Annotated in this window: 11 protein-coding genes; 5 read left to right on the top strand and 6 right to left on the bottom strand. The window is 60.4% G+C overall.

Going from position 1 to position 11529, the window contains the following annotated elements:
- Window position 1 precedes the first annotated feature (1 nt).
- The 3 genes from HB676_RS08195 to HB676_RS08205 all read left to right on the top strand — a co-directional run bounded on the left by HB676_RS08195 (window position 2) and on the right by HB676_RS08205 (window position 3252).
- Window positions 2-874 carry a DUF1365 domain-containing protein gene (locus HB676_RS08195; protein ID WP_213737222.1) on the top strand — a complete coding sequence of 291 codons (873 nt, stop codon included), beginning with the start codon at window positions 2-4 and terminating at the stop codon, window positions 872-874.
- A gap of 8 nt (window positions 875-882) precedes the next feature.
- Window positions 883-2112: a cyclopropane-fatty-acyl-phospholipid synthase family protein gene (locus HB676_RS08200; protein ID WP_213737223.1), complete on the top strand. Its 1230-nt coding sequence runs from the start codon at window positions 883-885 to the stop codon at window positions 2110-2112.
- A gap of 102 nt (window positions 2113-2214) precedes the next feature.
- Complete coding sequence (locus HB676_RS08205) at window positions 2215-3252, top strand: cysteine synthase A (RefSeq protein WP_213737224.1); 1038 nt, start codon at window positions 2215-2217, stop codon at window positions 3250-3252.
- A gap of 15 nt (window positions 3253-3267) precedes the next feature.
- On the opposite strand, the gene HB676_RS08210 is transcribed toward HB676_RS08205, so the two are convergent.
- The 5 genes from HB676_RS08210 to HB676_RS08230 form a co-directional block, all read right to left on the bottom strand.
- Window positions 3268-3810, bottom strand: a complete 543-nt coding sequence (locus HB676_RS08210; protein ID WP_213737225.1) for a DUF805 domain-containing protein — start codon at window positions 3808-3810, stop codon at window positions 3268-3270.
- 146 nt (window positions 3811-3956) lie between these two features.
- A complete protein-coding gene (locus HB676_RS08215; RefSeq protein ID WP_218625671.1) occupies window positions 3957-4697 on the bottom strand; it encodes an amino acid ABC transporter ATP-binding protein in 741 nt (246 codons plus the stop codon).
- Between the two features lie 10 nt (window positions 4698-4707).
- Window positions 4708-6231, bottom strand: coding sequence for an amino acid ABC transporter permease (locus tag HB676_RS08220; protein ID WP_213737227.1), 1524 nt, complete (start codon window positions 6229-6231; stop codon window positions 4708-4710).
- Window positions 6228-7433, bottom strand: a complete 1206-nt coding sequence (locus HB676_RS08225; RefSeq protein ID WP_213737228.1) for an amino acid ABC transporter permease — start codon at window positions 7431-7433, stop codon at window positions 6228-6230. The genes HB676_RS08220 and HB676_RS08225 overlap by 4 nt, the downstream gene beginning before the upstream one ends.
- 32 nt (window positions 7434-7465) lie before the next feature.
- A complete protein-coding gene (locus HB676_RS08230; RefSeq protein ID WP_213737230.1) occupies window positions 7466-8482 on the bottom strand; it encodes an amino acid ABC transporter substrate-binding protein in 1017 nt (338 codons plus the stop codon).
- Between the two features lie 347 nt (window positions 8483-8829).
- Here HB676_RS08230 and metC point away from each other — a divergent pair, with 347 nt between their 5' ends.
- Together metC and yghU are read left to right on the top strand one after the other, a co-directional pair.
- Window positions 8830-10023, top strand: coding sequence for a cystathionine beta-lyase (gene metC / locus HB676_RS08235; RefSeq protein WP_213737231.1), 1194 nt, complete (start codon window positions 8830-8832; stop codon window positions 10021-10023).
- A 69-nt stretch (window positions 10024-10092) separates the two neighbouring features.
- The gene (gene yghU, locus HB676_RS08240) at window positions 10093-10962 is read left to right on the top strand and encodes a glutathione-dependent disulfide-bond oxidoreductase (protein WP_213737232.1); all 870 of its coding nucleotides are present in this window, start codon (window positions 10093-10095) and stop codon (window positions 10960-10962) included.
- Window positions 10963-10986: 24 nt separating this feature from the next.
- On the opposite strand, the gene HB676_RS33740 is transcribed toward yghU, so the two are convergent.
- Window positions 10987-11475 (bottom strand): hypothetical protein, encoded by a 489-nt coding sequence (locus HB676_RS33740; protein ID WP_249780131.1) that lies wholly within the window; start codon window positions 11473-11475, stop codon window positions 10987-10989.
- Window positions 11476-11529: the final 54 nt, after the last annotated feature.

Below are 11529 nucleotides of genomic sequence, written 5' to 3' on the forward strand. Positions count from 1 at the left end.
AATGCCCGATCGAGTCACCAGGGCCGTAGCAGGTAAGGCCGGAACCAACGCTGCGGCGCTTTACTTCGGCGAGGTGATGCATGCGCGCTTGAAGCCGGTGGGACATCGTTTCAGTTATCGCGTGATGAGCTTGCTGATAGATCTCGACCGGCTCAGGGATGCCGACCGCCAATCCCCGTTGTTCGGCGTCAACCGGACCGCGCTCTATAGTTTCAACGAGGCCGATCATGGCGAGCGCAACGGATCGAGCCTGCGCGCCTATGCGCAGCGCTGCGCGGCGGAGCGTGGCATCGATCTGACCGGCGGGCGCGTGCTGCTGCTGTGCTATCCCCGCCTGCTGGGCTACGCCTTCAATCCGCTGTCGGTCTATTTCTGCTACCGCGCGGACGGCAGCCTTGCCCTGCTCATCTATGAAGTGCGCAACACCTTCGGCGATATCCATAGCTACGCCCTGGCCGTGAAACCGGATGAGGTCAGCGATGCCGGCGTCCGGCAACAGCAGGACAAGCTGTTTTACGTCTCGCCCTTCATCGAAATGGCGATGCACTATCATTTCCGGGTGTCACCGCCGGCCGATGACGTCAAACTGCGCATCCTTGAGACCGACCGCGAGGGCCCGCTGCTCGCCGCGACCTTCCATGGCCGCCGCCACGCTTTGACCACGGCGGCGCTGCTGCGCGCGTTCTTCTCGCTGCCGCTCGTGACCTTCAAGATCGTCGCGGCGATCCATTGGGAAGCGTTGCGGCTCTGGCTCAAGGGCGCACGTCTGGTGCCGCGAGCCGATACCGCACCTGCGAAAGCTGCCTCCAATACCAGCTTGGCGATTGACCGACGTGCTGATTATACTCGGAGGCAGAACCACCTCATCCCGTGAGTTCGCGAATGTCTGCGCCGATTTGCATAACACCCGACAATATCGACCGGGCGCTGCCCGATCTGCCCCGCCTGGTTCGACTGGCCATCGGCTTCGGTTCACGGCTGCGGCGCGGAACGCTTGATGTCACCCTCCCCGACGGCCGGACGGTACGGCTCGGCGGCGTGGAGCCCGGGCCGTCTGCTGCGATGACGCTTTCCAATTATGGCTTTGCGTCGCGGCTCCTCAACAGCGGCGATATCGGCATCGCCGAGGCCTATCTGCACGGCGAATGGGACACCCCGGACCTGACGCAGTTTCTCTATCTCTTCTGCGTCAATCACGATCTCATTCAGGCGATGCTGAACGACAAGCCGCTGATGCGCTTCCTCCAGATCGTCCGGCACTGGTTCAACCGCAACACCAAGCGGCAGGCGCGCCGGAACATCTACGCGCATTACGACATCGGCAACGCGTTTTATTCGGCGTGGCTCGATCCGAGCATGACCTATTCTTCCGGGCTGTTCGAGGAAGACACGCCGGATTTGACCGCGGCGCAAACCAACAAATACCGCAGGCTTGCTGAAGCGATCGACCTGAAGCCCGGCCAGAAACTTCTGGAGATCGGATGCGGATGGGGCGGCTTTGCCGAATTCGCCGCCAAAACCTTCGGCGCCAAGGTGGTCGGGTTGACCATCAGCAAGGAACAGCGGGATTTTGCACAGAAGCGGATCAGCGACGCCGGCCTGAACGAAAAGGTCGAAATCCGCCTGCAGGATTATCGCGACGAGCGCGACCGGTATGATCGCATCGCTTCGATCGAAATGATCGAGGCGGTTGGGGAACAGTTCTGGCCGAAATATTTCTCGCAGTTGCGTGACCGGCTTTTGCCTGGTGGCTTCGCCGGCATTCAGGCCATTACCATCCAGGACAACTTGTTCCAGACCTATCGGCGCGAAGTCGACTTCATCCAGCGCTACGTTTTTCCAGGCGGAATGCTGCCCTCGCCGCAGATCCTCAAGTCGCTCGGCGAGCGATTTGGTGTTCCTGTTATCCGGGAGCGCATTTTTGGGCAAGATTATGCCAAGACACTGGCGATCTGGCGAAGTAATTTCCGCGCCGCATGGCCGAACCTGATGCCCTCGGGTTTCGACGATCGGTTCCGGCGGCTATGGGAATACTACCTCGCCTACTGCGAAGCCGGATTCCTGTCGGGAAATATCGACGTTCGCCAGGTGGTGTTCGCGAAATCGAGTTAACCGCGCTTCGCCGCGCTCATCCCACCTCGCCCTCGGCTTGTGCCCCCCGCGGGGGTCCACTAGGGTCGCTCAGAGATTGAGCAACAACTGGCATTTCCGCAGATGACCATCAACAACGACGTCGTTGAAGCGATCGGCAATACGCCGCTGATCAAGCTGAAGCGGGCTTCCGAAGCGACCGGCTGCACCATTCTTGGCAAGGCGGAGTTCATGAACCCCGGCCAGTCCGTCAAGGATCGCGCCGCGCTGTTCATCATCCGCGATGCGATCAAGCGCGGCAAATTATGGCCGGGCGGCGCCGTGGTCGAAGGCACCGCGGGGAATACCGGCATCGGTCTCGCGCTGGTCGCCAACGCGTTGGGTTACCGCACCGTGATCGTGATTCCGAACACGCAGAGCCAGGAAAAGAAGGACATGCTGCGGCTGTGCGGCGCGCAATTGATCGAAGTGCCCGCGGTGCCCTATTCCAATCCGAACAATTACGTAAAACTGTCGGGTCGCCTCGCCGAACAACTGGCGAAGACCGAGTCCAACGGCGCGATCTGGGCCAATCAGTTCGACAATGTCGCCAACCGTCAGGCGCATATTGAAACGACGGCGCCGGAAATCTGGGAACAGACCGGCGGCAAGGTCGACGGTTTCGTGGCATCGGTCGGCTCAGGCGGCACGCTTGCCGGGGTCTCGATTGGCCTGAAGAAAATGAATCCCAAAATTCGCGTCGTGCTCGCCGATCCCATGGGCTCGGCGCTGTACAATTATTACAAGCACGGCGTGCTCAAATCGGAGGGCTCCTCGATCACCGAAGGCATCGGTCAGGGCCGCGTGACCGCCAACCTCGAGGGCGCGGTTATCGATGATGCCTACCAGATCAGCGATGACGAAGCTGTCCCGATCATCTTCGACCTGCTCGAACATGAGGGGCTTTGCCTGGGCGGTTCGACCGGCATCAACATCGCCGGCGCCATTCGCTTGGCCAAAGACCTTGGACCGGGCCACACCATCGTGACCGTGCTGTGCGACTACGGCACCCGCTACCAGTCAAAGCTGTTCAATCCTGAGTTCATGCGCTCCAAGAACCTGCCGGTGCCGGACTGGCTGGAGCAGCGCAGCACGATCAATGTGCCGTTTGAGAAGGTGTGATCCGGCACAGCCGTCCTAGAAGGCACGCCTGCCGAATCCCGCCCCTGCCCCGCGCGCGAGGCGCACGGCAGCGACCGAAGCCGCGCCACTATTCTGCGAAGCAGTTTCCGGCATTCTCGGCGGCGTCGCGTCAAACGTCGGCTCTTCATCGTCACCGCTCGGCCAGAACAACAGGGCCAGAAATAACGCCGCGTTGAACAAAAGGCCGACGATCGTCCCCTGATGCTCCGGCCCGAGCGACCACGCCGGGATCTTGCCCGCGATGAGTTTATCGACGACGACGATCGCGATCCACATCGGAATGACGCAGACGGGGTCCCACCCGATATCCCTGATGCGCATCGACTGCAACGTGAAGCTCATCCCGGCAAAGAACGCAATGGCGATGAGCGTGGGCCAACCCATCAAGTCCGCGGGCGAAATCGGTTGTCCCGGACGATAGGCATGGCCGGCAATAACGAAACAAACGACGGTCATCAGAACGGCGAGACCGATCGTGGCCAGGAAATAATGCAGCCGGCCGAGACGCGCATTGAAACCGAACAGGAAGCCCAGCATGGATAGCTCCTTTTCGAGCTAGCCTTGCATGACTTGCTTTCGGAGCGATGAACGGCTGCCGATGCAAATCCGGCTATGGTTTCCAACGACCTTCCGGGATGATTAAAGCCAGCGCCAATGCCGGCTTGAACGGCCCTGATGCCTGCTCAGCGCAATATCTGGCTAAGGAACAGCTTGGTCCGTGCGTGCTGCGGATTGGCGAAGAAGTTTTCAGGCGTGTTGGCCTCGATGATCTGGCCTGCATCCATGAAGACGATACGGTCAGCGACTTCGCGCGCAAATCCCATTTCGTGGGTGACGACGAGCATGGTCATGCCCTCATTGGCGAGATCGACCATGGTATCCAGCACTTCCTTGACCATTTCGGGATCCAGCGCCGAGGTCGGCTCGTCGAACAGCATGACCTTCGGATTCATGGTCAAAGCACGGGCGATCGCGACGCGCTGTTGCTGACCGCCGGACATCTGGCCCGGATATTTGTTCGCCTGCTGCGGAATCTTGACGCGCTCGAGATATTTCATTGCCGCCGCCTCGGCGTCCTTCTTCGGAATATTGCGCACCCAGATCGGCGCCAGCGTGCAGTTCTCCAGCACGGTCAGATGCGGAAACAGATTAAAGCTCTGGAACACCATGCCGACCTCGCGCCGGACGTCGTCGACGCGGCGCAAATTCGGTCCAAGTTCGATGCCGTCGACAACGATCCGGCCTTCCTGAAATTCCTCCAGCGCGTTGATGCAGCGGATCAGCGTCGATTTGCCCGAACCCGAAGGACCGCAGATCACGATGCGCTCCCCCTTCGTCACATCGAGATCGATGTCGCGCAGCACATGAAAATCGCCGTACCATTTGTTGAGGCCGGAAATGCCGACGATCGGGTTCTCGGTCATGGTCATCTACTCAATTTTGCCGGTGCGCGTTCAGCCGGTGCTCGACGAACTGCGAATAGCGGGACATCGCAAAACAGAAAGCGAAATAAATCATTCCGGTGAAGGCGAAGCCCGTAAACAGCGTCGTCGGCGTCGCCCAGACCGGATCGGCGAACGACGCCCGCAACTGCCCGAGCAGATCGAACAGCGCGACAATCGAGACCAGGGAGGTGTCCTTGAACAGGCCGATGAAGCTGTTGACGAGACCGGGAATGACGTGCCGCAAGGCTTGCGGCATCACGATCAGCGACGTCGTCTTCCCCCAGGACAGACCGAGCGCGGCCGCCGCCTCGCCCTGCCCGCGCGGAATTGCCAGCAAACCGCCTCGGATCACTTCGGCATTATAGGCGCCGGAAAACAATGCGACGCCGATCAGAACCCGCATCAGCCCGTCGATCGTGAAACCCGCTGGAACGAACAGCGGCAGCATGTAGGTTGCGAAAAACAGCACGGTTATCAGCGGGACGCCGCGCCATAATTCGATGAACGCGATCGAGAAAACCCGGATCAATGGAATCGTCGAGCGACGCCCCAACGCCAACGCGATTCCGATCGGCATCGAGCTGACGATGCCGGTGACCGACACCACCAGCGTGATCAGAAGCCCGCCCCACACTCTGGTGTCGACAACAGGCAATCCGCCACGGTCCAGCCCCATCACCGCGATCACGATGCCGGTGCCGGCAAAAATCAAAAGACTGACGATCAGCGATCGCCATCCGGTGCGAACGCCGCCGTTCAACACAAACACCGAAATCGAAGCAATGGCCGCGGTGACGGCGAAATCGGTCCATACCGGACGACTGGACGCCTGGATTTGGTCGCGAAGCCAGATCAGCGGCCAGACAACATAGGAAACGGCGATGCTGAACAGCATGATCAGCTTGCCGAGCGCTTGCAGCAGCGGCCCAACCAGCGCCGTCGTCTCGCCCACACTTGCGACCTTGCGCCCAGCCTCGCCGATGCTGTCCACGAATCCCGACAACAGGCTGGCGGTCCAGCTGATACCGAAGCCGGCCAACCCACCGCCATGCAGCAGGAAGAACGCAACGATGGGAAACGCCACAAAAAACAGTCCGGCGTTGAGACTTTTGGCCGGCAGTCGCGGAATCAACAGCGGTAACAGCAAGAGCGCGGCCAGCAGGAACGTCAGATTGACCCGCCAGCGTTCGGGTTCGGGGTAGAAGCCGTAGATGAATTGGGAGAACTTCGCCTGCACATAAGGCCAGCAGGCGCCAACCACATGTCCGGCGTTCTGCGCCAGACACGCATTGCGGTCGGTGCCGTGCCAGACCGCATCGACCAGCAGGAATTTGATCGCGGGAATAACAGTGAGCCACAGCAACATAACACTCACAAGCGTGAGCAGGATGTTGGTCGGCGAATTGAACAGGCGCGTGCGGAGGAATCCAACAAAACCCGTGGTCTTGATTGGCGCGGCGCGCGGCGGGACCAATTCCCCGCGCACAAAGGAGGAGGCCGCAACATCACTCATGCACCCAAGCTCCGGCCGATCCGCCATCCGTAGAAACTCATGATCGCGCTGGTCACTAGCGAAATCAGCAGATACACGCCCATGGTGATCGCGATGATTTCAATGGCCTGCCCGGTCTGGCTCAACGTCGTTCCCGCAAACACCGAAAACAGATCGGGATAACCGATCGCGACCGCCAGCGACGAGTTCTTGGTGAGGTTCAGATATTGGTTGGTCAGCGGCGGCAGAATAACGCGCAGCGCCTGCGGCACCACGATCAGCCGCAAGGTCGTACCGCGACTGAGGCCGAGCGAAGACCCTGCTTCCAACTGCCCCTTATGGACCGACAGGATACCGGCACGCACGATCTCGGCAATGAAGGCCGCGGTATAGATCGACAGCGCCAGCGTCAGTGCCACGAATTCGGGAATGACACGTGAGCCGCCGGAAAAATTGAAACCCTTGAGTTCGGGCATTTCAAACGTGACAGGCGCCCCGAACGCCAGCGAAGCGAGTAACGGCAGGCCGATCAGCAGGCCCAATGCATATGGCCATACCCGGATCAGCCGGCCACTCTCGAACAGTTGACGGCGCGCATAATAGCGCAGCCCCCACGTCACCACGATCGCGATCAGGATCGCGAGCGCGAACGACTCCAGACCGGCAGCGCCGATCGGCTTTGGAATGACCAGGCCACGATTACTGAGAAAGAAACTACCGAATAAAGAGATGCTCTGCCGCGGGTTCGGCAACACGCCGAGCACGGCGAGGTACCAGAACAGGATCTGGAACAGCAGCGGCAGGTTGCGCACCAATTCCACATAGCCGCCCGAGATGCGCGCAACCAGCCAGTTCGGCGACAGCCGGCCGAGCCCGACGATAAATCCGATCAAGGTGGCGAAGAAGATGCCGATGATCGCGACCAGCAACGTGTTGAGCAGGCCGACAAAGAAGACGCGGGTATAGGTATCGGACTGGGTATATGAGATCAGGCTCTGGCTGACGTCAAAACCCGCGGTGTTCGACAGGAATCCGAAGCCCGAGGTGATCCGCTGCGTTTCCAGATTGGTGCGGGCATTGGCCACGATTTCGTAGCCGATCCAGACCAGCACCGCGACGAATATAATCTGGAGGGCAAACCCGCCCCACCCGGCGTGGCCACCGAGCGCGCGCCGCAATTTGACGGCCAGTTGCAGCGGTGGCGCGCGGGGCTCGATGCTCATCGCTGCCGGGGCTTTCGCTGCGCGTGCTTTAATCAGCGGATCGGCGGCGCGTATTGAATTCCGCCCTTGTTCCAGAGCTGGTTGAGGCCGCGGGCAATCCCGAGTTTTGAGCCGGCGCCGACGTTACGATCGAAAGCTTCACCGTAATTGCCGACCGCCTTGACGATCCGTATCACCCAATCCTTGGTCAGGCCGAGCTGTTCGCCGAGATTGCCGTCGGTGCCGAAGGCCCGCTTCAGCTCGGGCTTGTCCGACTTGGCCATCTCGTCGACGTTCTTCTGGGTCACGCCGAGTTCCTCGGCATCGACCATCGCAAACAGCACCCATTTCACCAGATCGAACCATTGATCGTCGCCATGGCGAACCATCGGGCCGAGCGGTTCCTTCGAGATCACTTCGGGAAGCACCGCATGATCGGCCGGATTGGCCAATTTCAAACGTTCGGCATAGAGCCCTGAAACGTCGGTCGTGTAGACGTCGCAACGGCCGGATTCATAAGCCTTGACGGTCTCGTCGGCGCTCGCAAACGCGATCACCTCATACTTCATGTTGTTGCCCTTGAAGTAGTCGGCAAGATTCTGCTCGGTGGTCGTGCCGGTTTGCACGCACACCGAGGCGCTGTTCAATTCCAGAGCGGAATTGACCTTGAGAGACTTCTTCACGAGAAACCCCTGACCGTCGTAATAGGTCACGCCGGTAAAGTTGGCGCCGAGCGAGGTATCGCGGGAGAGCGTCCAGGTCGTATTGCGCGACAGGACATCGATTTCGCCGGATTGAAGTGCGGTAAAACGATCCTTGGCCGACAACGGGACGAATTTCACCTTGGTCGGATCGTTGAAAATGGCGGCCGCCACCGCGCGGCAGATATCGACATCGAGGCCGGTCCAGTTACCCTTGTCGTCCGGGGACGAGAAGCCCGGCAAGCCCTGGCTTACGCCGCAGGAGACCATGCCGCGGTCCTTGACGGTCTTGAGCGTTTGCGCCGTAGCAGCCTGGGTCGAAAGGCCGGCGGCAAGGGCAAGGGTGAAGACCAGCGGTACGCGTTTCATGGCAAAGCCTTTCAAGGGTCGTCCGGGCAAGGGTCGGTCCGGGAATGGTGGCATATCATCGCCTGAGCTGACGGGCCAACCCGACAATCCGACCGGTATCAACGCCATCCTGAAGTGCCAGTTTGACGCGCTGTCCGGTCAAGCAATGGATCGACGGCCGCGGCAAGCCCCTCAACGTGCGGCGACGGAATAACTGCCGTGCATCACAGAACGACTGGCGAGCCGGGTCAAGGGGTTGACGCGCGTCTTCCCTGTCCTGTTATTAACGGACCCAGCCGGAATCCACCGCTTCACTGGGCTTTCAAGTCACATCGCGGCTGGTCAATAAATATTTTGGCGGCAAACACATGAATTCTCCAGGCGACGAGGGGGCGACCAGGCCGCTCAAGGCGGAAACGGCGCTGGTGACCGCGGGTCGCGACACCAAGGCCCAAAAGGGATTCGTTAATCCGCCGGTGGTCCATGGTTCCACCGTGCTTTATCCCACCGCTGAGGATCTGCACGCCCATCGTGGCGAATTCCGCTATGCCCGCTATGGAACGCCGACCACCAAAGCGTTTGAGCAGACCTTGATGGCACTCGAGGGCCCAGCCTGCGCGGGCGTTGGCATTGCGCCGTCGGGACTGGCGGCGATCACCACGACGCTGCTTGCGGTGCTCAAGGCCGGCGACCACGTTCTGGTCTGCGACAATGTGTACCGTCCCACGCGCAATTTCTGTAACGGGCTGTTGGCCGGCTACGGCGTCGAGACCACCTATTTCGATTCCATGATCGGCGCCGGCATCGATGCCCTGTTCAAACCCAACACCAAAGCAGTGCTGGTCGAAGCGCCGGGATCGCAAACCTTCGAGATGCCGGATATTCCCGCCATCGCAGCCGTCGCACATGCGCGCGGCGCGCTCGTGATCGACGACAACACATGGGCGACGCCGCTGTTTCACCGCTCGCTCGATCTGGGTGTCGATATCAGCATCCAGGCCGCGACCAAATATATCGGCGGACATTCCGACATCATGTTCGGAACCATCTCCGCGAACGCCCGGGCCTGGCCTGATGTGATCGAGACGATCCGGCAGCTCGGCATTTGTGCGGGCCCGGACGACGTATTCCTTGCGATACGCGGCCTGCGCACGCTCGCGGTGCGGCTCGCCCAGCATCACAGATCGGGGCTGGAAATGGCGCGATGGCTGGCCGCGCGGCCCGAGGTCATCGAGGTGTTGCATCCGGCGCTGGAAAGCCATCCCGGCCATGCGATCTGGAAACGCGATTTTACCGGCGCCTCCGGCCTGTTCAGCATCATTCTGAAGCCGGCGCCGGAGAAGTCGGTCGATGCGCTGCTCGATGCCGTAAAGTTGTTCGGCATGGGCTATTCCTGGGGTGGCTTCGAGAGCCTGATCATTCCATTTGACTGTGCGTCGTATCGTACGGCCTCCAAATGGGCGCCGGGCGGTCCGGCGCTTCGGCTCCATATCGGGCTGGAGAATGTCGAAGATCTCAAAGCCGATCTGGCGCGCGGGTTTGAGGCCTTCAACGCCGCGTAAAAACGTTGTGCAAAATAACTGGAACAATCGGCAACTGACGGCCTCGTCAGGTGTCTGGAGCTTAAAGCAATGACCGACGCATCCGACTACACGCCCCCCAAAATCTGGAGCTGGAACAAGGAGAGCGGCGGCAAGTTCGCGAGCATCAACCGCCCGATCGCAGGCCCAACGCATGAGAAGGAATTGCCAGTCGGACGCCATCCGCTGCAACTTTATTCGCTGGCCACGCCGAACGGCGTGAAGGCCACTGTAATGCTGGAAGAGCTGCTGGCGCTTGGTTTCAGCGGCGCGGAATACGACGCGTGGCTGATCAAGATCGACGGCAATCAATTCGGCAGCGGCTTCGTGGCCGTGAACCCGAACTCCAAGATACCCGCGTTGATGGACCGCAGCGGACCGAAGCCGGTCCGGGTCTTCGAATCCGGCGCGATCCTGATGCATCTCGCCGAGAAATTCGGTGTGCTGTTGCCAACCGATTCGAGGCGCGCCGAATGCCTGTCGTGGCTGTTCTGGCAGATGGGCAGTGCGCCCTATCTCGGGGGCGGCTTCGGCCATTTCTATGCCTATGCGCCGACCAAGATCGAATATGCGATCGACCGGTTCGCCATGGAAGTGAAGCGCCAGCTCGACGTGCTCGACCGGCGCCTGGCGGAAAGCACGTATCTGGCGGGTGATGAATACACCATCGCCGATATCGCGGTATGGCCCTGGTATGGCGGCCTGGCAAAGGGCGTGCTCTACGAAGCCGGCGAATTTTTGCAGGTGCAGGACTACAAGAACCTGCAGCGCTGGGCCGATGCTGTCGCGCAACGTCCGGCGGTGCGCCGAGGACGCATGGTCAACCGGACCTGGGGCGATCCCGCCAGCCAGTTGCACGAACGCCACGACGCCAGCGACTTTGAAACCAAGACTCAGGACAAGCTCGCCCCGGCGACGTGAGTCGCAGGCTTTTTCCAGGATAGTTTAGAGAAGCCGCTTGCGAATAGCGTCTTCCACAGCCGCGAGTTCGCAATTGGCTTTGTAGAGCTGGTTTTCGGCCGCCTGCGCGCGGAACTCTGCCGCTACAGTGCGTTCATCCGCTTCCGTGATGCGCGCTTCAGCCTGTTGCAGCGCGCGGGTTACGTCCCGAATCCTGTTGTTTAGTTCGCTGATGATTTCCCGGCGTGCGCGCTCCGACGAATCGCGCTGCATCTCGGCCTGCTGCAATTTCTCGGTGAGGCTCTTGTACATCGATTGCGCGCGGGCTTCGGTTTCACGCGCGTGGGTTTCCATATCGCCAAAGATGTCGGCGGCCTGCTGTACAAGATTGAGTGCTGACGTGCCGTACTCCCTGGAAGTGGACGGCGGAAAGCTGACGATTTTTTCGCTTTCGACTGGCGCTTCGACAGGCGATGATTTGTAGCGATAGTCCCACATGTCCTCGCGGAGCTGCTGATTTGCGCGGAACGCCATGATGTGACCCTTGTCTGAAATGCTTGCGTAAAAGCTAGCTCAAACATGGTAAAG

The sequence above is a fragment of the Bradyrhizobium sp. dw_411 genome, from assembly GCF_018449695.1.
Lineage (GTDB): Bacteria > Pseudomonadota > Alphaproteobacteria > Rhizobiales > Xanthobacteraceae > Bradyrhizobium.

Bases quoted from the DNA above. Each gene is read 5' to 3' on its own strand.
- HB676_RS08195 (WP_213737222.1), top strand. From the start codon at position 2: ATGCCCGATCGAGTCACCAGGGCCGTAGCAGGTAAGGCCGGAACCAAC.
- HB676_RS08200 (WP_213737223.1), top strand. From the start codon at position 883: ATGTCTGCGCCGATTTGCATAACACCCGACAATATCGACCGGGCGCTG.
- HB676_RS08205 (WP_213737224.1), top strand. From the start codon at position 2,215: ATGACCATCAACAACGACGTCGTTGAAGCGATCGGCAATACGCCGCTG.
- HB676_RS08210 (WP_213737225.1), bottom strand. From the start codon at position 3,810: ATGCTGGGCTTCCTGTTCGGTTTCAATGCGCGTCTCGGCCGGCTGCAT.
- HB676_RS08215 (WP_218625671.1), bottom strand. From the start codon at position 4,697: ATGACCGAGAACCCGATCGTCGGCATTTCCGGCCTCAACAAATGGTAC.
- HB676_RS08220 (WP_213737227.1), bottom strand. From the start codon at position 6,231: ATGAGTGATGTTGCGGCCTCCTCCTTTGTGCGCGGGGAATTGGTCCCG.
- HB676_RS08225 (WP_213737228.1), bottom strand. From the start codon at position 7,433: ATGAGCATCGAGCCCCGCGCGCCACCGCTGCAACTGGCCGTCAAATTG.
- HB676_RS08230 (WP_213737230.1), bottom strand. From the start codon at position 8,482: ATGAAACGCGTACCGCTGGTCTTCACCCTTGCCCTTGCCGCCGGCCTT.
- metC (WP_213737231.1), top strand. From the start codon at position 8,830: ATGAATTCTCCAGGCGACGAGGGGGCGACCAGGCCGCTCAAGGCGGAA.
- yghU (WP_213737232.1), top strand. From the start codon at position 10,093: ATGACCGACGCATCCGACTACACGCCCCCCAAAATCTGGAGCTGGAAC.
- HB676_RS33740 (WP_249780131.1), bottom strand. From the start codon at position 11,475: ATGGCGTTCCGCGCAAATCAGCAGCTCCGCGAGGACATGTGGGACTAT.